A 25,177-nucleotide genomic window follows, 5' to 3' on the forward strand; every position below is an offset into this window, starting at 1 on the left:
AAATGAAAAAGCTTTTTTTAATAGCCTTGTTTTGCTTTTCCAGTGCAGTATTTAGTGAAACTCCTGCGGAGCTTTTACAAGCGAAACTCAATGCAATAAAGACAATGACTGCTAATTTCAGTCAGGTAGTCAAAGCGAAAAAACGTGAAGTTTCACGCTCATCAGGAACCATGGCACTGCAAAGACCCGGACGTTTTCGTTGGCAGACTATAGACCCAATGGAACAATTGGTTATAGCTGATGGCTCGAAAATGTGGGTGTACGATGTAGACCTGGAGCAAGTTACTGTTAAAAAACAGGATAAAGGCTTAGGCGGAACTGCAGCTTTATTTTTAAGCGGCTATGATGATACCGTGACCCATGATTTTGAAGTGACACAGAAGGTTTCTGGAAATGTGACTACTTTTGATTTGAAATCCAAATTACCAAAAGAGAATTTTCAACGAATCAAAATCATCTTTACCGCGAATAATTTAACCGGTTTGGAGTTGCATGATCAGCTGGGGCAAATCACCACAGTAAAATTAGCAAAAATTAAAGCAAACCCTACTCTTGCAGCCAAGCTATTTCAATTCAAGCCTCCGAAAGGGGTTGATGTGGTCAGGCAGTAATCTGTTAAAGAATGTAGGAGTATTAGTGTCCAGAGCATCAGGAGAGAGAATAAGGATTCGCCCGTTTCCCAGATCCACGTCTCCCCGATCTACGTCGTCCTGAGCGCGTCTTTTTGCGCGAAGGATCTCCTGAAAGTGGCATGGTGCCAATGTTGGGAGATCCTTCGCGCAAAAAGACGCGCTCAGGACGACGTAGATCGGATTGGGGAGTGAGTGAACCTTCCGTATTACGTTTCGCTAATAAAGCTACAAATCTGATCCACCATCAAAATAAAAATGTCCGGAGTACTTGCACATGAGTTTGTTTCAGACAGATCCCATCCCGCCCTTAGCTGAATTTTTAAGGCCGAAACATTTAGATGAAGTGATTGGCCAAAGCCATCTTTTAGGGGAAGGGAAACCTTTAAGGCTCAGTTTTGCCGGTAAAAAGCTCCATTCCATGATCCTTTGGGGGCCGCCGGGAGTAGGCAAAACAACCATAGCAAGGCTTACAGCTGAAGCCTTTGATTGCGAATGGATTGCCTTGTCTGCAGTATTCTCCGGAGTTAAAGAAATCCGCGCTGCCATGGAAAAGGCTCAGGAGCATTTGATGCTGGGCAAGCAGACTATATTATTTATCGATGAAATCCATCGTTTTAATAAGTCGCAGCAAGATGCCTTATTGCCTTATACTGAATCGGGGCTGGTTACTTTTATTGGCGCCACTACAGAAAACCCTTCTTTTGAAGTCAATTCAGCACTGTTGTCACGTGCTCAGGTCTATGTTTTAAAATCTTTGACCGAAGAAGAATTAAAACAATTGATTCATCGTGCTCATCAAGAGGTTTTATCTCATCTGACCTTTGATGAGGACGCTGTAGAATTCATTGTCGCCTGCGCTGATGGTGATGCGCGAAGGTTGCTTAATTTATTGGAGCAGATTCAAACGGCCTGTAGAGCAACCAATACTTCTTTAGTGAGTAAAGAGTTTGTTTTCAATTCATTATCACCCAACAGCAGACGCTTTGATAAAGGCGGGGATAATTTTTACGATCAGATTTCTGCCCTGCATAAATCAGTGCGAGGCTCCAATCCCGATGCAGCCCTTTACTGGTTATGCCGTATGCTGGATGGGGGCGTCGATCCGCATTATCTGGCAAGACGCATCGTCAGAATGGCATGGGAAGATATAGGGCTGGCTGATCCCAAAGCCATGCAGATTGCTAATGATGCAGCGACTACTTATGAGCGGCTGGGCTCACCAGAAGGGGATCTTGCCTTAGGGCAAGCCGTTATCTATCTGGCCGTTGCTGCGAAGAGTAATGCCGGTTATGTTGCTTTCAATCAGGCTATGGATTTTGTGAAAAAGGATAAATCCCGCGAAGTTCCTGTTCACCTGCGCAATGCCCCAACGCGATTAATGAAAAAACTGGGCCATGGCCGTGAATACCGTTATGCCCATGACGAACCTTATGCTTATGCTGCTGGGGAGAAGTATTTACCAGAGGGAATGTCGGAACCAGAATGGTATAAGCCTGTTGAACGGGGTTTGGAAATGAAAATAGCAGAAAAGCTGGCTTTTTTGCGGAAGTTAGATAAAGACGCGGGTTCGTAGAATACGTCAAAATACTGGCACAATGCCGTAGCCCGGTCTGCTTGCAGCCGGGATCGAAGTATGCACCATCCCGGCTGCAAGCAGACCGGGCTACAAACCTTGCCAGGATTCAGTGATGACTTTACAGTGGTACTTGTCCAAACTTAAAACGATCCACGTCGTCCTGAGCGCGTCTTTTTGCGCGAAGGATCTCCAGATATTGGCACCATGCCGATTTCAGGAGATCCTTCGCGCAAAAAGACGCGCTCAGGACGACGGGAATTGGGGAAAGTGCTGCTTCGATCCTGTATTACGCTTCGCTAATACAGGCTACACCATTATGTAAACAGTAATGAAGATTTAATTCGTTGATTTTAATAGTGTTTTCATTTTGGCTCAAAATTTGCTAGAGTCTTAACTATAACCACTATAAATAAACCTTATTTATGCACTCATCCAACTATACATGTGCTGTCAGGCCGCAGATAGAATTATCTGAGTGGGATATTTTATCCAGCCTGCCTGTCTCTCTGGTTATTCTGAATGCCCAGGGACGTGTAGTTTGGCTCAATCCGTCTGCTGAAGCCATGTTAGGTTATGGCCTGATTGGCACCTTGTGGCTGGACATCATTCAAAAAGCCTTTGTGCCGCGTGCTGATGATGGGCATGAAGTATCACTGGCTGATGGACGCAGGGTGCATGTAGCTATTTCTGCTCTGGACAGTCTACCCGGTGTTTTGATTACTCTGTCTGATATCACCGCAACAAGAGATTATGAAAAGGCGCGCGAAAATGAAAAGCGTCTGGTTTCCATTGGAACCATGACGGCGCAATTGGCGCATCAGATTAGAACGCCACTGGCTTCGGCCATGCTCTACACCGAACATTTAAATAACCTTCCTGATTTTGATCCGAGAATAAAAAGCTGGATTAAACGATTACAGGAATGTCACGGCAGTATTGAACAGCAAATTCAAGACTTGCTCCTCTTTGCGCGGGGAACATCAATAGAGCCTAAATGGATTGACATGACCTACTGGTGTAACCAGCTCATTGAACGCGCACAACCCTATGTTGAGGCTTTTTCAGCGACATTTGAAGTAAATAATCACCTGATTGTCAGCGAATCATCAATACATGGCGAGTCTTTAATTGGAGCAGTTTTGAACATGGTGATAAATGCGTTACAATCGGATGCAACAGAAATACATTTAACACTTGCATCAATGGACGATTCAGGTATACAAATATCAGTAGAGGATAATGGAAAGGGAATGTCTGATGAAGTGAAAGCCCAGGCGTTTTCACCATTTTATACCACCAAGGCTCAAGGAACAGGATTAGGTTTGGCTGTCGTTTTTGCTGTTGTGAAAGCACATGGCGGTCGGGTAACACTGGAATCTGTTGAAGGGGAAGGGACGCAGGTAAATCTGTATATACCTGGTATAAACAGAGCCGAACAATAAATTTTGATGAAGGATTTTTATGAGCCATGTTCTGATTGTTGAAGATGATCCAGTATTGAGAGAAGCGCTGGCTGAAACGATGACTATTGCTGGCCATACTTATATTACTGCCAAAGATGGTAAAGAAGCTTTGACTCTTCTGGATTTGCATAATCCTGCAGTTGTTCTTACAGATATCAGGATGGATAAGCTCGATGGTAATGAGTTATTAAACGCGATTCAAAAATCAAGACCTGGTTTACCCGTTATTTTAATGACTGCTTTTGGTTCTGTAGAAGACGCAGTAACCGCTATTCGTCATGGTGCTGTGGATTATTTACAAAAACCCTTCAGTGCTCAGGTGTTAACGGAAAAAGTAGGCAAATACATTAAAACCAGTGAGGATGACGATAATGGTGATCCCATCGCTCAGGATCCCAAAAGCCAGGCTTTATTAACCATGGCACTCAAAGTGGCACAATCTGATGTTGGGGTCATGATAAGTGGGGAAAGCGGTACAGGTAAAGAAGTCCTGGCTCATTTTATTCATGATCATTCTCCACGCAGAAAGCAACCCTTTATTGCAATTAATTGTGCGGCTATTCCAGAGCAAATGCTGGAAGCGACTCTGTTCGGTTATGAAAAAGGATCCTTCACAGGTGCCTACAAATCTACTGCAGGTAAATTTGAACAGGCTCAGGGTGGCACGTTACTGTTAGATGAAGTGAGTGAAATGTCACTCAGCTTACAAGCCAAATTATTACGTGTACTGCAAGAAAAAGAAGTAGAACGTATTGGCTCTAACAAGATGATTAGCCTTGATGTTCGCATACTTGCCACAACAAACAGACAACTGAAAGATGAAGTGCAGGCCGGCCGTTTCAGAGAAGATCTTTTTTACCGGCTCAATATTTTCCCACTGCAGTGGCACCCCTTGCGTGAAAGAAAGAATGATATTATTCCATTAGCAAATTATTTAATTCGTAAGCATTGCCAAAACAAACAGCCAGTCGTGCCCGTGATTAGTCCTGCCGCACAAAAACTGATGTTGGCTTATCCATGGCCAGGAAATGCCAGGGAACTTGATAATGTGATCCAAAGGGCTTTAGTATTACAAGTACAAGGCATCATCGAAGCAGACCATTTACAGCTTTCATCAACGACAATAGTGGCTGCTGAAACATCAGCAACAACAGGTACTGCAGGCAGCAAAAACTTACAGCTCCATGAATTTGAACTGATAGAAAAAACCTTGCAAGAACACGAAGGCAACAGACAGCAGGTTGCTGCTTTATTAGGGGTTAGTGAACGTACACTGCGCTATAAATTAGCCAAGATGCGTGAAGAGGGATATGTGGTCTGAACAAGAGTAGCCCGTATTAGCGAAGCGTAATACGGGATGAAGTGGTAATGTACCCATGTTCCCGCATTACGCTGACGCTAATGCGGGCTACAAATCTGTATGTAATGAATGCGGGCATGAAGAGGGACAGGGAAATGAGTGACATTAATACAGTAAATCTGATTAATCAAATGCGTGCCATGGCGACACAGGCCAGTGGCTCAACAGTAGAAGTCGGAGCCAATCAGGCACCATTCAGCACGGTCTTTCAACAGGCATTAAATCAGGTTAATGATTTAAGCCAGACATCAGATGCTTTAAAAACCCGTTTTGAAATGGGCGATCCTAATGTAAGCCTTGGTGAAGTGATGATAGCTGCCCAAAAATCCAGTTTGGGATTCGAGGCTACTTTAAGGGTACGAAATAAAGTGCTACAGGCTTATCAGGATATCATGAATATGCCTGTATGATCCTCTCTGTGTTTGTGAGGCATAATAGTAAAAAACAGGAATTAATTACAGGAGTTAATCATGGCATTGGCTGATAATGCTTCAACAGCAGCAGCAAAATTTGCTAGTTTATCTATACCTCGCCAAATTGGTTTACTGTTTGGGCTTGCCATCAGCGTTGCTATTGGCTTATCTGTAGTTTTATGGTCCCGCGATCCCAGTTACGTCCCTTTATACAGCCAAATGAACGCCCGTGATGCCTCAGATATAGTCGCTGTGCTTGAGCGCAATGGTATAGAATATAAAATGGATCAGAGCCATGGCACGTTGATGGTTCCTGCTGATGAATTACAATCAGCCCGTATGCGGTTAGCTGCTGAAGGTTTGCCACGTGAATCCGGCGGCAGCGAGCAAATGTTTGCTGGCAATGGTACCTTTAACAGCAGCCAATTCATGGAAAACGCCCGCTATATCAAAGCACTGGAAGCTGAACTGGCGCGTACCATCAGTAAATTTAATGATATAAAATCCGCTCGCGTACACCTGGCTATTCCCAGGGAGTCAGCCTTTGTTCGCGATACTCATGAACCCAGCGCTTCCGTATTCATTGATGTATATTCAGGTCTGGAACTTAAAAAGCATACTATTGCCGCTATTATCAATCTGGTCGCTTCAAGCATTCCAAGCTTAAGTGCCAGCAGGGTGACGGTTGTCGATCAGGACGGTCAATTGCTCAATGAGGGCGGTGGACAAACCATGTTTTCAGATACCGAACGTTTTCTTGATTATCGCCAAACTCTGGAACATCAATACGCGCAGAAAATTCAGGATATTTTAACTCCAATTCTGGGCTATGGCCGTGTCAGGGCCAAGGTGTCGGCGGATATTGATTTCACCAGTTACGAACAAACACAAGAGTTATTTAATCCGGAACTGGCTGCGGTACGCAGTGAACAAACAATGCAGGAACAGCGAAGTGCCAGCAATGACGCCAGTGGTGTTCCAGGAGCATTGTCTAATACACCGCAAGCTGCCGGTACATTAGCGCAGAAAAATCCTGCCAATCAGGGACAGCCTGCGAATATCCCACAACAGACAATGAACGATCAGAGTCAGGCTAAGGACATAAAAACACAAAGCACTAAAAATTATGAGTTGGATAAGACCGTCAGCCATACCAAAAACCAGCCAGGAACCATCAAGCGACTTTCTGTTGCCGTGTTGGTGGATAACCGTGCTGTTATGGATGAAAAAACCAAGAAGATGGTTAAAAAAGCGTTGTCAGCTAAAGAAATAGATGAAATCAAATTACTTGTTTCTGATGCTATAGGCTTAAATGTCAAAAGAGGCGACAGTTTAAATGTCATTAACAGCAACTTTGTGAAGCCTGATCCTATAGAAAGTTTCCCCGAAGAGCGTTTTTGGCAGAAGGACAGCTTCTGGTCGATAATAAAACAGTTTTTGGGTGCCTTGTTTATTCTGGCCATCATCTTTGGGGTATTGAGACCCATGCTCAAGACCTTAGCCAGCAATAAAGAGGAGCAAACAGAAAATCCGGAGACTGCCGGGGAATTGAGCTATGATGGCAAAATATCACTCAAAGATGTCAATGATTACGAGTCTCAATTAAGTTTATTACGCCAGGTCGTTGATAAAGAACCTAAACGAGTGGCACAAGTAGTTAAATCTTGGGTTGATCGGGGATAAAAATGGACGGAATAGAACGGGCAGCCATTTTATTATTAAGCATGGGTGAAAAGAATGCTTCGGAAGTATTAAAGCATTTGGAACCCCGACAAGTTCAAAAAGTGGGTATGGCTATGTCCACTTTAAGTTCGGTCAGCAAAGTCAAAATGCAAAATGTTTTGATTGATTTTATAAGTGCAATTGAAGACCAAACCAGTTTGACAGTCGATACAGAACATTATTTACGTACCGTCCTGATTGAGGCTTTGGGGGTAGAAAAGGCAACTCCTTTCATTGACCGGATTTTGGTTTCTGATAAAGACAGTGGCTTAAACCGATTGAAGTGGTTGGACGGACGATTGATTGCTGATGTGATACGTAATGAACATCCACAGATCATCGCAACCATCTTAATCCATTTAGACAGCGAGCAATCAGCGGAAGTAGTCAGCTATTTCAGTGCTGAAAAGAGAGCGGAAGTGTTATTGCGTATGTGTAATATCGATACGGTAAAACCCGAAGCCATTTCCGAATTAGGTCAGGTTATTGAAAAACAGCTGACTGGCCAGAAAGTAGGAAAATCCGCTTCTGTCGGGGGAATAAAAACAGTAGCTGATGTGATTAACTTTCTTGATGGGGCAATGGAAGAAGAGGTACTGGAAAAGATCAAGGATTGGGATGAAGAGTTAAGCGACAAGATCAGGGATAAGATGTTTGTCTTTGAAAATATAACGGATATGGATGATCGCAGTGTTCAAACTCTTTTGCGTGATGTCACGTCAGAGCAATTGAAACTGGCGTTAAAGGGTACTACCGAAACCACACGAGAAAAAATCTTTACCAATATGTCGAAACGCGCCGCTGATTTATTACGGGATGATATTGAGGTGCAAGGGCCCGTTAAAGTCAGCGATGTTGAAAAAGCGCAACGGGATATTTTGGCTGTGGCTCGTAATCTGGCCGAAGATGGCAAGATCTCGTTAGGATCGAAAGGCGGCGATGAAATGATTTAAGCTGAATTCATCGGGTATTTGTACAATCCCGGTTGCAAGCAACCGGGCTACGGCACTGAACTATGCAGGATCGCCTTCCCTCTCCGGGGGAAGGTGCCCGACAGGGCGGATGGGGGGATCAAAAGGAGTCTTTTATCAATAGGGCATGTTGTTTTGAGCTTTTGTGTTTCATGAGTGTTTTTTTGATCCCCCCACCCGCCCTGTCGGGCACCCTCCCCCGGAGGTGGAGGGCTACTTGCACAGAGCCTCATGTTTATTCGCATCTTTTTGCTGTACTAAAATTATGAGGGGATACCTCAGGGGCGAGGGGGCTGCTTTGTGCCACAGACCTACAATTAAAGTGAGTGATCTATGTCCAATGAATTTGAGCCTTATCTTACTGATGATAAAAAAAGCGAGTTCAGCGTTTGGCAATATCAGGTAGCACAGGCTCCTGCTGAGCCTGAAATCAGCCCTGAAGAAGAGTTGGCCAGAGAATGCGAGCTGATCCGGCAAGAAGCGCGGGAGCAAGGCTATTCTGAAGGTCTGCAACAGGCTCAGGCAGAAATTACTGACTTAAAAGCTGAACTGGCTCGATGGATAGAGTTTTTCCAGCATCCCATCCAATTGCTCGATGAACAATTAGTGCAGGAAGTGATGCAAACCGTTATCTGGTTATCCCAATATTGTATTGGGGTCGAACTCTCGGTAAATCCGGAGAAATTATACGATCTTCTCAATGAAATAAAAGGAGAATTGCCTTCCCTTAAAGGAAACAAGATCTTAGGCATGAACCCTGACGATGCCCAATGGATAAAAGCACAAATCAGCGAAAAAGAAATGCCTGGTATTGAACAGTCATTGTATGCTGATCCGGAGTTAAACAGAGGAGACTTTTATCTGAAAGGGGAGCATAGCGAACTGGACGGCCGATTAAACACACGCCTTCTTACTTTATGTGCCAAATACATCAATAAAGACACACTGATTACTCCCATAAAGCCCCAGGACGCTAAAGAATGAATCAATCACAACTGCACAAGATATTACCTGATGTTCGCCTTAAGCAGCATTCGGGTTTGCTGCATTGCGGCCGGGTAAGTCGTGCGGTCGGTTTAACTCTTGAAGCCAGAGGATTTAATCAGCCTGTGGGGGCACGTTGTCTGGTGACTCTTGACGAACACCATTCTGTTGAAGCTGAAGTCGTGGGATTTAGTAATGACAGTGTTTACCTGATGTCCATCGGTTCAATTCAGGGCATTGCACCTGGCATGGTGATTACACCAACAGGGCGAGTTGCCCGGGTTGGTGTTGGCCCCCAATTGTTAGGACGTATAGTCAATGGCTCAGGTACTCTCATCGATGAGGGGCCTACTCTGGATCTGATTGAGAACTATCCTTTAATCGCCCCTGCAATCAATCCCCTCAAAAGAGTTGCCATTGATACTCCTCTCGACGTTGGAGTAAGGGCTATTAATGGCCTGCTTACCGTTGGCCGAGGCCAGCGTATTGGCCTGTTTGCAGGAAGTGGCGTAGGAAAATCGGTTTTACTGGGAATGATGACCCGATTTACCACTGCAGATGTCGTTGTGGTTGGTTTAATAGGTGAACGTGGCCGCGAAGTGAAAGAATTTATCGAATGTAATTTGGGTCCCGAAGGTTTAAAAAGGGCTGTAGTTGTGGCGGCACCGGCAGATGAAAGCCCATTAATGCGATTACATGGTGCAAAAGTCGCAACCAGTATTGCCGAATATTTTCGTGATCAGGGAAAACATGTGCTTTTGTTAATGGATTCACTCACCCGTTTTGCCCAGGCACAAAGGGAAATTGCCTTATCTATTGGTGAGGCACCCGCAACCAAAGGATATCCACCATCCGTTTTTGCCAAATTGCCCAAATTGGTCGAGCGTGCCGGGAATGGAAAACCCGGAGGCGGCTCCATAACTGCATTTTATACCGTACTGACTGAAGGCGATGATTTGCAGGATCCCATAGCGGATTCCGCACGAGCCATATTAGACGGCCATATCGTATTAAGCAGGTCGCTGGCAGAAGAGGGCCAATATCCTGCGATTGACGTAGAAGCATCAATTAGCAGGGTAATGCAATCTGTTGTCCCTGAAGCGCATATGAACAGTATGTTAGTCTTTAAAAAATATTTGTCTGTATATCAAAAAAATAAGGATTTAATTTTACTCGGAGCCTACGCCAAAGGCAGCGATCCCGTATTAGACAAGGCGATACTCGCCATTGATAAGATGAAAGAGTATATAGCTCAAGGCATGAATGAATCAGTGAATCATGAAGACAGCGTGCAGAGCCTCGTACAGTTGGTATCCACCTTTATCAAGGATAATTAATGAGCCAGAGACTGGATCGCCTGATTCAACTGTTGCAGATAAAACAAGATGCAACACACCGCTTTTATCTGGAGTTGATGAAAGCCAAAGAACAATTTAATCAAAACAAACTCAGACATGAACAGTTGGTGGTGTACCGAAATGACTATTTGCAACAGCTTGAGCACATAGGTAATGGTGGCTGTACGGTAGGTCGTTTGCGTAATCGCATCGATTTTATTAACCATTTGGACACAGCTTTGATACAATTGAATACTCATCTGTCCCAGTTGGCTAAAATGAGAACCAAAGCGGAGTTGAATTACAAGCAGGCAAAGGCTTCAGAAGATGGCGTCAGCAAGCTCATAGAGCGGGTGAAACGTATGGAGCAAATAAAAGAACAGCGCAATGCTCAGAAAGAAAGTGATGAGTATGCGCAAAAGCAATGGTATAGTAAAAACATTAATGATCAATCGAATTCCTTTGGTGGATAAAATATTAAAAAAAATATGGGTTGCCCTGGCTATCCTTATTATTTTAGCGGCTGTTACTTCCAGCATATTCCGCTCTCTCACCCCGTGGGCGACGCAATACAAAGGTGAGGTAGAGCAGCATTTGACTTCCCTTTTGGGGCAGCCTGTTACCATTCAAAGCATGGAAACGGGGTGGTATTGGTTCCAGCCAGTACTCAAACTAAAACAAATTACTATTCATGACGGTAAAAATCCATCGCTGCACCTGGAAAAATTATTAGCAGGCATCAATATCTTCAAGTCACTTTGGCATTGGAGCATCCAGCCCGGTGTGCTTTATATTGATAACATTCATTTAACGTTCAGACAAAAGGAAGGGCGTTGGCATATTGACGGTATTTCCGCAGACGCCCTGGATAACAGTGAAATGAATCCTGAAAAAGCGCAACAGATTTTAGTATGGCTTTCTCAGCAGGAACGGTTGATCATCAAACAGGTTGATGCTCATTTCCATTTCAGTGATGGCGGTTTAATCCCCGTCAGCAGCCTTAATGTATCCATTGTCAACAGTGGCGGTTACTACAAGCTCAAAGGTGAAGCAAAACTGGATCAGACCAACAGCACTTTTTTCCAGTTGTTAGGTCAAGTGCAGTTTGACCCATATCATTTCGAAGAAACTAAAGGACAAATTTATTTTTCAGCCAGGCACGTAGCTCCAGCCCAATGGCAGAGTTTCTTTCCAGCGACTAACCTGCGTCTGGAAGGTGGAAAGGGAAATATTGATTTATGGGTTGATCTGGATAAGGGTGCAGTTTCGCTGGTTCAGGCACAGGTCAATCTGAAACGTTTGGCATGGCGCCTGTTAAATACCAAAAAAAGTGAGCTCATTCAGTCATTTGTAGCTAATATGTCCTGGAAACCCAATGATAAAGGATGGCAATTTAATGCAGATCACATTAAATTACGCGCCGCTGGTGTCAACTGGCCTGAAAATCAGCTCCTGGTTCAATGGAACAAACGACAAAACAGCTATCAGCTCTTTGTTAAATCAGTTTTAATCGCGTCTTTACTTTCTGATGCGGTGAACTGGCCTGACGAAATCCAGAGCATATTACAAATCAAACCACATGGTACCTTAAGTGATGCCCAAGTATTAATTCAGGATAATACAGTCCAGTACATCTTAACCCGCTTTGACCATTTAGGCTGGGATGGCAAAGACACGCTTCCTCAAGTAGAAAATCTGTCTGGAGTATTGCACTGGCAGCCGGAAGAAGGGCGTCTGGAACTGGATTCCGAGAATACTTCTGTCACCGTAAAGGGGTATCCGACACAAAACCTGGCCCTGCTCAATGGAGCCGCTGACTGGAAACAATTGGCAGAAGGTTTACGAGTGAGTATTGAGCGCTTTGTCCTGAGCAAGCCTGATTTAACGATTAGTGCTCAGGGTGCAGTGGATCAGGTGAGCAGCCAGTCCATTGGTCATGTTCGTCTTAATGTCGATTTTTCCGCAAAAGACATACAACAATGGATGGCTTATCTTCCCAAAGACAAAATGAAAGCCAAGCTCTACGCCTGGCTGAATAATGATGTAAAACGGATCGCTGAAGCCAGCGGCAAAATTACTATTAACGGTATGGCAAAAGATTTCCCCTTTGACTCTAATAATGGCGAATTTTCCATCATTAGTCATGCCAGTGGCGGAGAAATTTTAATTACCCCTAAGTGGCAACTCGTTAAGGATCTGGAAGGCTACATCCGCCTGAAAAACCGTAACCTGGAAATTGATTTGGTCAATGGCGATTTTCAGGGGGTTCCTGTAAAACAAATGAATATGCGCATTGATGACATAGGCAAAGATAAAGAAACCTTGCTTATTCATGGAATGGTGCAGGGACAAGCACAAAAGATGATGAATTTTGTTATGGCATCACCCTTGCAGCAAAAGCTCAGTGCTTTAAAAATGCTGGCAATGAAAGGCTTGCTCTCATTAGATTTGCGTCTGGAAATACCTTTATATCCAGAGAATGATGATGATCTTGCCAGAGGGGATCTGACTTTTGATAAAAACACGGTTTTGGTAACGCACAAAGTAGGATCGGTCACTCTGGAAGACATCTCAGGTCATTTGTCCTTTGATGAAAAGGGCGTGACGCAAAGCGCTATAACGGCCACAGCTCTGGGGTATCCGGTAAATATCACTATTCAGTCTGTTAAAGAGCCACAACCTTTGACGACCCTGTCCATTAATGGCGAATGTTCTGTTGATTCATTGAAAAGCCGATTTAATCTGCCTTTATTTCAGGTGATGAAAGGTGTCTTTTCCGTCCAGGCCTTGTTTAAACTGACCGATGATCCCAACGATTTGGATAACGTAAGCATTAAATCCTCGCTGGAGGGCCTGGCTATTAATTTGCCTGCACCCTTTGGTAAACCATTTAATACGAAAGCCCCATTAGATCTGAGTCTGGATTTTAACCCCAAGAAGGCTATTCGCATTCGTTCACGTTATAACGAACGTGTAAGTTCCGATCTTTTGTTCAAGGAGAGCAAGGGCGCTTTTGATTTTCACTCGGGACAAATTCGCCTGGGCAGTACCAATGCAGTGAATCAAAAAATACCAGGATTGGAAATCATTGGAGCTCTGGATGGGTTTGATGTACAGCAATGGAAGAAAGTCTTTACGCAATTTTCCGGTCAGAGTTCCCATTTCATTTTGCTCAACAAATTAAGAATAATTGATCTAAAGCTCAATAAATTATCCCTGTTTAAACAGAATTTTGATCAGATGAAGGTGAAGGCAAAAATTCTTCCTGATAACAGTTGGGCATTAAATTTGAATCAGAAAAATATTTCCGGAGATTTGACTTATTACCCTGCTACCAATGCACTCAATGGTTTTATCAAAAAATTGCATTTAGCGACATTGGATAAGGGGACTGTGGCAGATGAAGACTTATCGTCTTCGGTTACACCGGATCAAATACCTAATCTGAATTTACGTATTGATAATTTATCTGTTGGCACAAGACATATTGGTAACATGACCCTTAAAAGCCAATCCAATGCTCAGCGTTGGCTTATTGATTATTGCCGTATTGATGCACCGTTCTATCAGTTTAATATTAATGGCGAATGGGCTCATAAAGATAAAGCCGACACTACCAAAATGCAGATAAAACTGCATTTAAAAGATTTGGCAAAAACTCTGGAATTATGGCAAATTACCCCCGCAGTGGATGCGGGCAAAGGGGATATGCAATTTAATGGCGGGTGGAATGGCAGCTTATTTAATTTTTCTCTAAAAGCGGTAAGTGGCAACATGTATCTGCAACTCAAGAGTGGCCGTATTACTCACCTGAGCCCTGAAACTGAAGAAAAACTGGGGCTGGGCAAACTGTTGAGTATTTTGAGCTTGCAGACCATACCCAGACGTTTAAAACTGGACTTCAGTGATTTATCGCATGATGGTTATAGTTTCGATATTTTCAAAGGGAATTTTTCGGTGAAAAGGGGAATTATGAATACTCAGGACAGTTATATTGATGGTCCTGTTGCCTATGCGAGCATGAAAGGTAATCTTGATTTGGTGCGCCACCTCTACGATCTTGATTTAAAGATTTCTCCTCATATCACTGCAAGTTTGCCTGTGGTAGCCACAATTGCAGGAGGACCCCTTGCCGGTATCGCGGCCTGGGTAGCAAATAAAATAATTAATCAAAGCATGCAGAAAATTACTGCTTACAGTTATAAAATTTCTGGTCCCTGGAATCAGCCTATAGTGCAGCAGCTGAGTATGGTAAAGAAAGTCATTAAGAAGAGATAAGGGTATCAGGCTTTATTAAATATGATAAAACAATTACTTAATACTTATTGGAACGTGGCGGTATTTCAGGAGACACCTGACAATACTCCTTATTCCCGCTTTTTATTGGGACTTGGCATTCTCTTGTTTATCGTGATTATGACAGTTCAATGGGAGCTTTCTGATCTGGAATTTTCTGATGAAATCAGCATTACCTTTTTGGTAGCCTGCAGTTTAGCCCTGTCTTTTATCGTGTTTACTTATGGGCTTTTATTTGCCAGAGGATTAGTTTCTCGTTGGGTGCAGACTGCTACTTGCTTGTATTTTACCCATATCATTGTTCACTTTATGGCTTTTCCCTTGTTTATTCTCGATCCTCTGTTAGCTGGGGCTAATTTGAAAAATCCACTTCTTTTGCTTGTTGGTGTGATATATTTATTCATTACTATAGGTTTATCCGTCTGGCAATTTGTGGTCACGGCACACATTTATAAATATGCTTTGAATACAACGGCCATACAATCGGTTTTAGCTGCTTTTGGTCTGATTGCAATGAATATACTAACGGTCTCTTTTTGGCGATAAAATCATGATGCATTTACATATTTTGGGGTTAAGCGGTACCTTTATGAGCGCTTTGGCTTTATTGGCACGCGATGCGGGTTTTAAGGTAACTGGCAGTGACGCTGATTGTTACCCTCCGGTAAGTGATTTGCTTGCTGCAAAGGGGATTGAATGGACTGAAGGATATGGGGATGCCACGCTTGCACTCCAGGCTGATTTGGTGGTTGTGGGCAATGCGATTAAGCGTGGTATGCCGGTTTTGGAAGCAGTTATTGAAGCCGGGAAAAATTATACTTCCGGTCCGCAATGGCTGGCTGAAAATATTTTACCCAAATATCAGGTCATTGCTGTTGCTGGGACACATGGTAAAACGACAACGACTTCGATGATTGCCTGGATACTGGAAAAGGCAGGTTTTGAACCTGGATTTTTAATTGGCGGGGTTGCGTCCGATTTTAATACCAGCGCCTGTCTTGGGAAAGGAAAATGGTTTGTTATTGAAGCGGATGAGTATGACAGTGCTTTTTTTGATAAGCGTCCAAAGTTTATGCATTATCGTCCAAGGATCGCCGTATTGAATAATCTTGAATTTGATCATGCGGATATTTATGCTGATTTGCCTGCGATTCAGCAGCAATTTCATTATTTGTTAAGGACTGTTCCTGCGTCGGGAGTTGTTCTCAAACCTCGTGATGATAAAGCCTTGAACGAAGTTTTGGCTCGTGGCCAGTATTCGCGTGTCGAAGAACTGACTTTATCGGGTAATGCTGATTGGTCAGCAGAGCTTATTGAGGAAAGTGGCGCGGCTTTTAAAGTGGTGCATAAGGGAGAGGTCGTTGCTGAGGTGCATTGGTCGCTGATAGGGCGCTTTAATGTGGAAAATGCCCTGGCGGCTCTCGCTGCAAGTGCTAATGCCGGGGTGAAACCGGAAGTAGCGGCAAAGGCTCTGGAATGTTTTACCCCGGTGAAACGTCGTCTTGAAGTAAAATCCAATCGTCATGGTATTACTGTGTATGATGATTTTGCACATCATCCCACAGCAATCACTAAAACGATTGATGCCTTGAAACGAAGCAACAGGCATCAGCGTATCTTTGCGGTTATGGAGTTTGCTTCATATACCATGCGTACAGGAGTCCATGCCGGTGAAATGGCTCATGCTCTGGCTCCAGTCGATGGAGCTTATGTATTGGAACCGCAGGATTTTAATCTGAACGATACGGTAGCCAACTGGACTTGTCCGCACAGAATCTGTAAAAACAACGAAGAGATAGTCAGGGAAGTAGTGGCCAAGGTTAAAGAAGGTGACGCCGTCCTGGTAATGAGTAACCGAGGCTTTAACGGCATCCACCAGCAGTTAATCCAGTCAATAGACAAACGCTTTAACACGATGTAGCTCGTTGCCCGTAGCCTGGCCATTCCCCGATCTACGTCGTTTCTTCGCGCGTCTTTTTGCGCGAAGGATCTCCTGATAGCGGCATGGTGCCAGTGCCGTAGACCGGTCTGCACTTCAAGACAACTCCCAGAGTTTCAAGTCCTGCGCAAGAAACCCCTTGCCGGGCTTTTCTTTTAGAGAAACCTGCATCCATGCGGTCGATGTGCGCGTCCCTGCGCACAACGCTCTAAAAGAAAAGCCCGGCAAGGAGTTTCCGAGAGATTGTGCCAAAGCAGCAGAGCGCCTAAACCTGAATCCTGGCAAGGTCCGTAGCCCGGTCTGCTTGCAGCTGGGATCGAAGTGGCACTAAATCATGCTCTGTGCCGCAACAAAACTTCCGCTTCCTGACGGTCGCGGCTCGGTTTCCGGTGCACGATGAAGTCAATACGAATGCACGAAAACCGAGCCGCGACCGTGAGGAAGCGGAACAGTTATACTGGCAGGAACAGTATTTCTGCCCTGAACTCCTGGATCCCTCGGACAAGCAGCTGTCTCTTGATCACATCTTAGTTTACGCTCTACACCAATACTAAATCAGTCGCTGTACCGCAACAAAACTTCCGCTTCCTGACGGTCGCGGCTCGGTTTCCGGTGCACGATGAAGTCAATACGAATGCACGAAAACCGAGCCGCGACCGTTAGGAAGCGGAACAGTTATACTGGCAGGGACAGTATTTCTGCCCTGAACTCCTGGATCCCTCGGACAAGCAGCTGTCTCTTGAGCACATCTTAGTTTATGCCTACACCAATACTAAATCAGTCGCTGTACCGCAACAAAACTTCCGCTTCCTGACGGTCGCGGCTCGGTTTCCGGTGCACGATGAAGTCAATTCGAAAGCACGAAAACCGAGCCGCGACCGTGAGGAAGCGGAACAGTTATGCTGGTAGGGACCGTGTTTCTGCCCTGAACCCCTGGAACCCTCGGACAAGTAGCTGTCTTTTGATCACATCTTAGTTTACGCTCTACACCAATACTAAATCAGTCGCTGTACCGCAACAAAACTTCCGCTTCCTGACGGTCGCGGCTCGGTTTCCGGTGCACGATGAAGTCAATACGGACGCATGAAAACCGAGCCGCGACCGTCAGGAAGCGGAACAGTTATGCTGGCAGGGACAGTATTTCTGCCCTGAACCCCTGGAACCCTCGGACAAGTAGCTGTCTCTTGATCACATCTTAGTTTACGCTCTACACCAATACTAAATCAGTCGCTGTACCGCAACAAAACTTCCGCTTCCTCACGGTCGCGGCTCGGTTTCCGGTGTACGATGAAGTCAATTCGAAAGCACGAAAACCGAGCCGCGACCGTGAGGAAGCGGAACAGTTATGCTGGCAGGGACCGTGTTTCTGCCATGCCCCCCTGGATCCCAACTGCCATTAAGTTAAGCGCTACTCCACCGTACCGCGGCTTGTCCGCGGTATCCAGAGATCTAAGTTCGGGGTGAGCACTATTCCGGTTGGTACTTATAAGTTCGGTGCCACTTCGATCCCGGCTGCAAGCAGACCGGGCTACAACCCCAAAAATCGAATCATCTCATGCCCGTCTTTTAATTATAAATTCAAGCACTTATTTCATCTAATTCGAATGAAAATCATCGCTTTGAGATAATTATTGGCAAGAAGATAAATTAATAGTTGCAATATTATTTAGAGGTTGATATAAAAAAAGCAGGTGTAATGATTATTCAGAGGGATTACTCGCTGCAGTTTCTTGCGGGTGAACACTTGCGGGAGGGAAGCCATGCTAGAGTTTACCGAATTACAGCAAAGTGCAGAATCTTTATCTAAAAGATTATCCAGAAATTACGGTTCTAATTTCGGATGTGTGGGTTTTTTCTCTGTTTTAATTCCCAACAATACGGCTTTAAGTGATTCGTTCACTATAGCATTAACCGCTCGAAGTCTGAGTGAAGAGAATGATGAAAAACTGCTGGCTTATGTAAAGAGTTTTTCCAGATATTCTGTGGTAAGCACTGACGAGTTTAATGAATTTAAACGAAATGTTCTGTCGGGTATGTACCTTCTGATGTGGTCTCATTATAATTCGACGGTTTCTCATTATATGCACCACTCGTTAGTTCAGTTGTTTCAAAAGGATCTTGGAGTAAACTCCCCTGAAGAAATGGATGTAGATTGGTTTAATTCCAGTTTAACTGCAGTGAGCCAATATTGCTCCTATCTTTACATGTATAAAGACGACTTGAGAGTGTACAGTGAGTTAAATCAGCGTTTAGGTGAAGCGGTTCAAGCAGATATTGAAACGGTACGTAACTCCAGAGTAACTACGAATTCTTCGTGGTATGACCTTTATAATGGATTTATGTGTACTTTAGGGATTAATAACAGGTCTTAAAAGGAGGTTTTATGGCGTTCACTCCACCAGCATATTCTGTATTGAGGGTTAATACTCTTAACCTTGATGCCAGACTGTCTACTTTATTGGGAAGGTATAAAATAGTCGATAATCAGACGGCTGTAGCGACAACTTCCTCTACCAATCCCGCGCCGCTTCAGACCAGTCTTGAAATTCTTCTGGCAAGAATCAATCAGGTCATTGAATGTGACACAGACAGACTTACTGCACGAGATGTATTTAAACAATTAGGTAACGAATTGCGCGATGTTTTGAAAGAAGGCGATGAAACCAAAAATCAGCGTGCTACTTTATTTCTCTTAGGTGCTTTATTACACCGTTACTTCAGAATCATCAATGAATATAAGGGAAGTTATACTGGCTGGTTCGTAACACCCAATCCTCTGAATTCAGATCTCTTCAAAGCAATAAGAGGTGCATTGCAACTTCCTGGGGATGTAACTGTTGATGATTACCAGATGAGAGATTTAAAAATTCTTGATGTCACCACTATTGTCACCGCATTGGAAGCCTTTCGTGACAATATGTACCTTAAAGATCAGGAAGGTATTGAACGTTATAAGAAATATCCTCACCTTAAAGCAGACAGTAATTTTGAAATACATTTGAAAGAAATAATTGATCAGCATACTGCAAGAGGCAGAACTACAGTAAATCAGTTTAAAGCAGTGCGTTTTATTCAATCTTTAAGAAAACAGGTTGATGTGGATCAACAGCAAGTTGAAAATGCCTTGAATCGTTGGTGCAAAGAATTTGCTAGAGCCCATCCTGATTTTGATGGTTTGGATCTTGAAACCATAGAGGGACATATTAAAAAATATTTTAAAGAAGACCCCATTAAGGAGAATATTCTTGATCTGGTCAATACACCTTTGATAAAAGACAATCTAAACAGTATGAGCCATGCCAGCTTTCCCACTCAAATGAAATTGTGTCATGCTAAAATCTGTTCTTTTATTCTTGTTGGCGGCTATTCCATGCTGCTGCAATCGGAGCATGTCAAAAAAGACTTACGATTTAAAATCTATGAAGCCTTGGATATTGTCAAAGATCCTTCTGTTTTATCCAGTGCAGACATGGACAATGGCATTAAACTTTTTAACATGTTTCGCGAAAACAATACTCAGATTGATCTGGATTATGAATTTTTCGGCGATAAAGAAAAAATGGAGACTTTTATTTCACAAACTGAATTGGCTTTGACAAGCAAAATCCAGGCAGAGAAAGAACAAAAGGCTCAGGAGCAAAGTGCAAAACCAGCAACGATCGCTCTGGTGTGATATATAAATACTGTATCAAGGCTACAGATCCACGACGCTACAGATCCACGTCGTCCTGAGCGCGTCTTTTTGCGCGAAGGATCTCCCAATACTGGCACTATGCCGCTTTCAGGAGATCCTTCGCGCAAAAAGACGCGCTCAGGACGACGTGGCGCTCGGACGATGCAGTGTTAATGCCCCTTAAAATCCAACTCCCCAGCCTTATAACTCACGGTAATGGTTTCACCTGATTTGAATTTTCCTGTCAACAAAGACTGGGCCAGAGGATTTTCCAGTTTTTGCTGGATAGTTCGTTTCAGTGGTCTTGCGCCATAAACCGGATCAAAGCCTGCCTCAGCAAGATATGCTAATGCTTCAGGAGTAACATCCAGATGAATATCCTGCTGTTTCAGACGTTTATGCAAATAAGCAATTTGAATTGCAGCAATTTTCGCTATTTGCTCTTTTGCCAGGGGATGGAACACTACTGTTTCATCAATACGGTTAATAAATTCTGGTCTGAAATGTTGGCCGACCATCTCCATCACTGCGGACTTGATTTGCTCATAAGTGAATTTGCTGCCCATTTCCTGGATTAACTGAGAACCAAGATTCGAGGTCATAACAATAACGGTATTACGAAAATCAACAGTACGTCCCTGGCCGTCTGTTAAACGCCCATCATCCATAACCTGCAGGAGAATATTAAATACGTCTGAATGTGCTTTTTCTACCTCATCCAGCAAAATAACAGAATAAGGTCTGCGTCTTACCGCTTCAGTCAAATAACCGCCTTCTTCATAGCCTACATACCCAGGAGGCGCTCCTATCAAGCGGGCGACTGAATGTTTTTCCATAAATTCGGACATATCAATACGTATCATGGCTTCTTCAGTATCAAACAAAAAGGAGGCCAAAGCTTTACATAATTCCGTTTTACCCACACCGGTTGGACCTAAGAACAGGAAGGAACCAATAGGGCGGTTAGGATCGGATAAACCGGCACGAGAGCGCCTGATGGCATTGGAGACTGCATCGACTGCTTCATTCTGCCCAACGAGGCGATTGTGCAGTACTTCCTCCATTTTAAGCAGTTTTTCTTTTTCGCCTTCCATCATTTTGGCAACAGGAATACCAGTCCATTTTGAAACTACTTCTGCTATTTCATCTTCAGTGACTTTGTTACGCACTAATTTGGTTTCGACGCTATCAATAGCAGCAACTTCGCTTAGCCGTTTTTCAAGCTCGGGAATTCTGCCATATTGCAATTCAGACATACGGCTGAGATCGCCGGCACGTCTTGCCGTTTCCATTTCCAGTTTGGCTTGCTCCAAAGCTTCTTTAATTTGAGTAGAGCCTTGCATGGTTGCTTTTTCAGTGTTCCATAGTTCTTCCAGTTCGGAATAGTTTTGCTCCAGTTCATCAATGGAATGCTGTAAATCTTCCAGCCTTTTCTTGGAGGCTTCATCGTTTTCTTTATTTAAAGCTTCCCGTTCAATTTTTAATTGAATCAAACGACGTTCCAACTTATCCATACTTTCCGGTTTGGAATCAATTTCCATACGAATCAGGCTTCCTGCCTCATCAATAAGGTCAATAGCCTTATCCGGTAATTGGCGGTCGCTAATGTAACGATGGGACAGCGTTGCGGCGGCGACTATGGCCGGATCTGTGATTTCCACACCGTGATGCACTTCGTAACGTTCTTTTAAACCACGCAGTATCGCTATGGTGTCTTCAACATTAGGTTCATCGACCAGTACCTTTTGAAAGCGGCGCTCAAGAGCCGCGTCTTTCTCAATATATTGTCTGTATTCATCCAGAGTTGTCGCGCCTATACAATGCAGTTCCCCACGAGCCAGCGCTGGTTTCAGCATGTTGCCGGCATCCATAGCGCCCTCGGCTTTACCTGCACCAACCATGGTATGGATTTCATCAATAAATAAAATAATCTGACCTTCCTGCTTGGCCAAATCATTCAAAACGGCTTTCAAACGCTCCTCAAACTCACCGCGAAATTTTGCGCCCGCAATGAGAGCGCCCATATCCAGGGACAGCAAGCGTTTGTTCTTTAAGCCTTCGGGCACTTCGCCATTGATAATGCGCTGGGCCAATCCTTCCACTATTGCTGTTTTACCCACACCCGGTTCACCAATTAATACCGGGTTGTTTTTGGTTCTTCTTTGCAATACCTGAATGGTGCGGCGAATTTCATCATCGCGGCCAATAACCGGATCCAGTTTGCCTTGTTCTGCGCGCTCGGTTAAATCCAGGGTATATTTTTCCAGAGCTTGCCTTTGTTCTTCGGCGTTAGCGTCATTTACTGACTCACCGCCACGTAATTCTTCTATAGCCTTTTCTATAGCTTTGATATCACCACCGGCTTGTTTTAAAATTTTACCTAAAGAGCCTTCTTCACTGACGGCAGCCAGGACAAAAAGTTCGCTGGAAATAAAATTATCCTTTCTTTGCTGCGATAATTTATCAGTCAGATTAAGCAGGCGATTTAAGCCATTGGAAATATGGATGTCGCCACCTGTGCCTGACACGGTGGGCAGCTTTTCCAGATATTGATCCAGAAGGGTTCTTAACAGCGGAATATTCACTCCGGCTTTGGTCAACAGAGGTCTGCAACTGCCTCCTTGCTGATCCAGCAACGCTTTCATCAGGTGTTCAGGTTCAATAAATCCATTATCGCGGCCCAGAGCTAATGATTGTGCATCGGCTAAGGCCATTTGAAATTTTGATGTTAATTTATCCATTCTCATTGCTGCACCTTTAATCAATTATGGTCAAATATTTAGGGGTATTAATTCATCTCTTACTACCGTAAAATGAGGATTACTTTAATAATTTCAAGAGCTCAATATGAATAATGATGTGTCTTCTAATTCTAATGCAGATTCGCAAACTTTGCTTAATCAAATTGTTATTGACTACATGAAAGAAAAAAAATGGAAGCGCAGATGGCGGTGGTTCTTCCGTACTATTTTTCTGTTATTCATTTTATACATGGTTTATTTAATGGCTACTTATAATAGTGATGCCAGCAGTAGCGATTCAAAAGACCATGTTGGACTGGTTGATTTAAACGGTGAAATTTTTGATGCTAAAGGGGCAAATGCGGATGACTTTGCCAAGGGAGTTGACAGTGCTTATAAAAATAAAAATTTAAAGGCTTTAATTATTCGTATCAATAGTCCTGGAGGCAGTCCAGTACAGGCTGAATACATGTATAACACTCTGAAATACTATAAGGCCAAATACCCTGATATCAAAACATACGCTGTCTGTGTGGATTTATGTGCTTCTGCTGCCTACTATGTAGCAGTTGCAACGGATCAGATTTATGCAAGCCCTGCCAGTATGGTTGGCTCCATTGGGGTTATTTACAGTGGTTTTGGTTTTGTCGATGCTATAGAGAAGATTGGAGTAAGTCGAAGGTTGCAAACTTCAGGAGCCAACAAAGGCTTCCTGGATCCGTTCTCACCTACCAATGATTTTCAAAAGCAAAAATTACAAACCATGCTGGATTTGATCCATCAGCAATTTATCAAACGTGTTAAAGAGGGTCGGGGTGATCGCTTGCACATTGATGATGAAACCTTTTCCGGATTGTTCTGGACTGGCGAGCAGGCTTTTGCCAATGGCTTAATTGATGGTTACGCCAGCAGCGGTCAATTGGCACGTGATGTGATTAAAATAGATCGTCTGGTTGATTACACACACAAACAGAATCTGTTTGACAGGGTGAGTAAAAACCTGGGAACCGCATTGGCTGATGAGTTGCCGATGAGTTTGGGGATTAAGCCGGGACTGAGGTAGATTCTACGAGGTACTTGCCGATTAAATTGTAGCCCGGTTGCTCGCAACCGGGATTGTTCAGGGTCGTAACCCGTATTAGCGGAGCGTAATACGGGAAATTGCCACTTCGATCCTGTATTACACTCCGCTAATACAGGCTACGACCCCAAGTGCCAGTGATGAGACTACTTCAATGCAGGTGAAAGCGTTTGTAACAAGGATTTGAACACCTTCGGCGTTCCTGCCACCACATCACCATGGCTCAGAAAATCGTCACCGCCATGTACGTCACTGATAAGCCCACCGGCTTCTCTGATTAATAATGAACCTGCTGCAATATCCCAGGGACGCAGGCCAAATTCCCAGAAACCATCCAAACGCCCGCTGGCAACATAGGCCAGATCAAGTGCTGCTGAACCGGTTCTTCGTACGCCCGCACATTTGCCCATCATGGCTTCAAAGGTTGGTAAATAGCGTTGAGCCAAATGAATATCACGGAAAGGAACCCCAGTGCCTAACAGAGAGGCGCTAAGCAAGGTCTGTTTGGATACTCTGATTCTTCTGTCGTTCAAACGGGCACCACGGCCACGGCTGGCTGCGAAACACTCATGGCGTAAGGGATCATAAATCACACCATGTTCAATTCGGCCTTTAACTTTCAAGGCAATGGAGACAGAGAAAAAAGGAAAACCATGCAGATAATTCGATGTTCCATCCAGGGGATCAATAATCCAGACAAATTCTTCATGTCCTTCCTGCATTCCGCTTTCCTCAGCAAGAATTCCATGTTCAGGATAAGCTTTACGAATGGCGTTTATTATGACTTGTTCTGCCTTAATATCCACTTCACTGAAATATTCCTGACTGCTTTTGGCAGTAATTTTTAAACGGTCCACTTGTTCCATGTGACGGATAATAATTTCACCAGCCTGACGTGCTGCACTAACTGCAATATTTAAAAGTGGTTCCATTGGTTACGCTCTTTAATTTACAAAATCAGCAATTCTAGCACATTTTTTTTGCTCTGA

Annotated in this window: 18 protein-coding genes; 16 read left to right on the top strand and 2 right to left on the bottom strand. The window is 43.9% G+C overall.

All coding sequences use genetic code 11. The features are described 5' to 3' along the window. Nucleotides 1-2 precede the first annotated feature (2 nt). From lolA to B094_RS0104675, 15 genes are all read left to right on the top strand, one after another. On the top strand, nucleotides 3-611 hold the full coding sequence (gene lolA / locus B094_RS0104600; protein ID WP_018576628.1) for an outer membrane lipoprotein periplasmic chaperone LolA: 609 nt from the start codon (nucleotides 3-5) through the stop codon (nucleotides 609-611). Between the two features lie 295 nt (nucleotides 612-906). Continuing rightward, the gene (locus B094_RS0104605) at nucleotides 907-2,205 is read left to right on the top strand and encodes a replication-associated recombination protein A (RefSeq protein ID WP_018576629.1); all 1,299 of its coding nucleotides are present in this window, start codon (nucleotides 907-909) and stop codon (nucleotides 2,203-2,205) included. Nucleotides 2,206-2,630: 425 nt separating this feature from the next. Next, nucleotides 2,631-3,650: a sensor histidine kinase gene (locus tag B094_RS0104615; RefSeq protein WP_018576631.1), complete on the top strand. Its 1,020-nt coding sequence runs from the start codon at nucleotides 2,631-2,633 to the stop codon at nucleotides 3,648-3,650. Nucleotides 3,651-3,669: 19 nt separating this feature from the next. After that, on the top strand, nucleotides 3,670-4,992 hold the full coding sequence (locus B094_RS0104620; RefSeq protein ID WP_018576632.1) for a sigma-54-dependent transcriptional regulator: 1,323 nt from the start codon (nucleotides 3,670-3,672) through the stop codon (nucleotides 4,990-4,992). Nucleotides 4,993-5,126: 134 nt separating this feature from the next. Then, complete coding sequence (gene fliE, locus B094_RS0104625) at nucleotides 5,127-5,441, top strand: flagellar hook-basal body complex protein FliE (RefSeq protein ID WP_018576633.1); 315 nt, start codon at nucleotides 5,127-5,129, stop codon at nucleotides 5,439-5,441. 60 nt (nucleotides 5,442-5,501) lie between these two features. Further along, on the top strand, nucleotides 5,502-7,127 hold the full coding sequence (fliF, locus tag B094_RS0104630; protein WP_018576634.1) for a flagellar basal-body MS-ring/collar protein FliF: 1,626 nt from the start codon (nucleotides 5,502-5,504) through the stop codon (nucleotides 7,125-7,127). Between the two features lie 2 nt (nucleotides 7,128-7,129). Continuing rightward, nucleotides 7,130-8,119, top strand: coding sequence for a flagellar motor switch protein FliG (gene fliG, locus B094_RS0104635; RefSeq protein WP_018576635.1), 990 nt, complete (start codon nucleotides 7,130-7,132; stop codon nucleotides 8,117-8,119). A 351-nt stretch (nucleotides 8,120-8,470) separates the two neighbouring features. Further along, nucleotides 8,471-9,121 carry a flagellar assembly protein FliH gene (locus tag B094_RS0104640; RefSeq protein ID WP_018576636.1) on the top strand — a complete coding sequence of 217 codons (651 nt, stop codon included), beginning with the start codon at nucleotides 8,471-8,473 and terminating at the stop codon, nucleotides 9,119-9,121. Then, nucleotides 9,118-10,458 carry a flagellar protein export ATPase FliI gene (fliI, locus tag B094_RS0104645; RefSeq protein WP_018576637.1) on the top strand — a complete coding sequence of 447 codons (1,341 nt, stop codon included), beginning with the start codon at nucleotides 9,118-9,120 and terminating at the stop codon, nucleotides 10,456-10,458. The genes B094_RS0104640 and fliI overlap by 4 nt, the downstream gene beginning before the upstream one ends. Further along, nucleotides 10,458-10,931: a flagellar export protein FliJ gene (fliJ, locus tag B094_RS0104650; protein WP_018576638.1), complete on the top strand. Its 474-nt coding sequence runs from the start codon at nucleotides 10,458-10,460 to the stop codon at nucleotides 10,929-10,931. The genes fliI and fliJ overlap by 1 nt, the downstream gene beginning before the upstream one ends. Beyond that, the gene (locus B094_RS0104655) at nucleotides 10,903-14,736 is read left to right on the top strand and encodes a YhdP family protein (protein ID WP_018576639.1); all 3,834 of its coding nucleotides are present in this window, start codon (nucleotides 10,903-10,905) and stop codon (nucleotides 14,734-14,736) included. Before fliJ ends, B094_RS0104655 begins: the two co-directional genes overlap by 29 nt. Nucleotides 14,737-14,757: 21 nt before the next feature. Continuing rightward, complete coding sequence (locus B094_RS0104660; protein ID WP_018576640.1) at nucleotides 14,758-15,300, top strand: hypothetical protein; 543 nt, start codon at nucleotides 14,758-14,760, stop codon at nucleotides 15,298-15,300. A gap of 1 nt (nucleotide 15,301) precedes the next feature. Beyond that, a complete protein-coding gene (gene mpl / locus B094_RS0104665) occupies nucleotides 15,302-16,675 on the top strand; it encodes a UDP-N-acetylmuramate:L-alanyl-gamma-D-glutamyl-meso-diaminopimelate ligase (RefSeq protein ID WP_026253880.1) in 1,374 nt (457 codons plus the stop codon). 1,778 nt (nucleotides 16,676-18,453) lie between these two features. Further along, a complete protein-coding gene (locus tag B094_RS0104670; RefSeq protein ID WP_018576642.1) occupies nucleotides 18,454-19,065 on the top strand; it encodes a hypothetical protein in 612 nt (203 codons plus the stop codon). An 11-nt stretch (nucleotides 19,066-19,076) separates the two neighbouring features. Next, the gene (locus tag B094_RS0104675) at nucleotides 19,077-20,366 is read left to right on the top strand and encodes a hypothetical protein (RefSeq protein WP_018576643.1); all 1,290 of its coding nucleotides are present in this window, start codon (nucleotides 19,077-19,079) and stop codon (nucleotides 20,364-20,366) included. A 170-nt stretch (nucleotides 20,367-20,536) separates the two neighbouring features. Here the strand turns inward: B094_RS0104675 and clpB are convergent, their stop codons facing one another. Beyond that, the gene (gene clpB / locus B094_RS0104680; RefSeq protein WP_018576644.1) at nucleotides 20,537-23,113 is read right to left on the bottom strand and encodes an ATP-dependent chaperone ClpB; all 2,577 of its coding nucleotides are present in this window, start codon (nucleotides 23,111-23,113) and stop codon (nucleotides 20,537-20,539) included. Nucleotides 23,114-23,213: 100 nt separating this feature from the next. Here clpB and B094_RS0104685 point away from each other — a divergent pair, with 100 nt between their 5' ends. Next, nucleotides 23,214-24,170: a S49 family peptidase gene (locus B094_RS0104685; protein ID WP_018576645.1), complete on the top strand. Its 957-nt coding sequence runs from the start codon at nucleotides 23,214-23,216 to the stop codon at nucleotides 24,168-24,170. Between the two features lie 164 nt (nucleotides 24,171-24,334). Here B094_RS0104685 and B094_RS0104690 read toward each other — a convergent pair whose 3' ends face one another. Next, nucleotides 24,335-25,120: an inositol monophosphatase family protein gene (locus B094_RS0104690; RefSeq protein WP_018576646.1), complete on the bottom strand. Its 786-nt coding sequence runs from the start codon at nucleotides 25,118-25,120 to the stop codon at nucleotides 24,335-24,337. Nucleotides 25,121-25,177: the final 57 nt, after the last annotated feature.

The sequence above is a fragment of the Legionella shakespearei DSM 23087 genome (genome assembly GCF_000373765.1).
GTDB classification, from domain to species: Bacteria; Pseudomonadota; Gammaproteobacteria; order Legionellales; family Legionellaceae; genus Legionella; species Legionella shakespearei.

What these genes read in the sequence shown, in the direction of transcription:
- clpB (WP_018576644.1), bottom strand. Translation starts at nt 23,113, where the DNA reads ATGAGAATGGATAAATTAACATCAAAATTTCAAATGGCCTTAGCCGAT.
- fliF (WP_018576634.1), top strand. Translation starts at nt 5,502, where the DNA reads ATGGCATTGGCTGATAATGCTTCAACAGCAGCAGCAAAATTTGCTAGT.
- lolA (WP_018576628.1), top strand. Translation starts at nt 3, where the DNA reads ATGAAAAAGCTTTTTTTAATAGCCTTGTTTTGCTTTTCCAGTGCAGTA.
- B094_RS0104690 (WP_018576646.1), bottom strand. Translation starts at nt 25,120, where the DNA reads ATGGAACCACTTTTAAATATTGCAGTTAGTGCAGCACGTCAGGCTGGT.
- B094_RS0104685 (WP_018576645.1), top strand. Translation starts at nt 23,214, where the DNA reads ATGAATAATGATGTGTCTTCTAATTCTAATGCAGATTCGCAAACTTTG.
- B094_RS0104640 (WP_018576636.1), top strand. Translation starts at nt 8,471, where the DNA reads ATGTCCAATGAATTTGAGCCTTATCTTACTGATGATAAAAAAAGCGAG.
- B094_RS0104660 (WP_018576640.1), top strand. Translation starts at nt 14,758, where the DNA reads ATGATAAAACAATTACTTAATACTTATTGGAACGTGGCGGTATTTCAG.
- fliJ (WP_018576638.1), top strand. Translation starts at nt 10,458, where the DNA reads ATGAGCCAGAGACTGGATCGCCTGATTCAACTGTTGCAGATAAAACAA.
- B094_RS0104605 (WP_018576629.1), top strand. Translation starts at nt 907, where the DNA reads ATGAGTTTGTTTCAGACAGATCCCATCCCGCCCTTAGCTGAATTTTTA.
- B094_RS0104670 (WP_018576642.1), top strand. Translation starts at nt 18,454, where the DNA reads ATGCTAGAGTTTACCGAATTACAGCAAAGTGCAGAATCTTTATCTAAA.
- fliI (WP_018576637.1), top strand. Translation starts at nt 9,118, where the DNA reads ATGAATCAATCACAACTGCACAAGATATTACCTGATGTTCGCCTTAAG.
- B094_RS0104655 (WP_018576639.1), top strand. Translation starts at nt 10,903, where the DNA reads ATGATCAATCGAATTCCTTTGGTGGATAAAATATTAAAAAAAATATGG.
- fliG (WP_018576635.1), top strand. Translation starts at nt 7,130, where the DNA reads ATGGACGGAATAGAACGGGCAGCCATTTTATTATTAAGCATGGGTGAA.
- B094_RS0104615 (WP_018576631.1), top strand. Translation starts at nt 2,631, where the DNA reads ATGCACTCATCCAACTATACATGTGCTGTCAGGCCGCAGATAGAATTA.
- B094_RS0104620 (WP_018576632.1), top strand. Translation starts at nt 3,670, where the DNA reads ATGAGCCATGTTCTGATTGTTGAAGATGATCCAGTATTGAGAGAAGCG.
- fliE (WP_018576633.1), top strand. Translation starts at nt 5,127, where the DNA reads ATGAGTGACATTAATACAGTAAATCTGATTAATCAAATGCGTGCCATG.
- B094_RS0104675 (WP_018576643.1), top strand. Translation starts at nt 19,077, where the DNA reads ATGGCGTTCACTCCACCAGCATATTCTGTATTGAGGGTTAATACTCTT.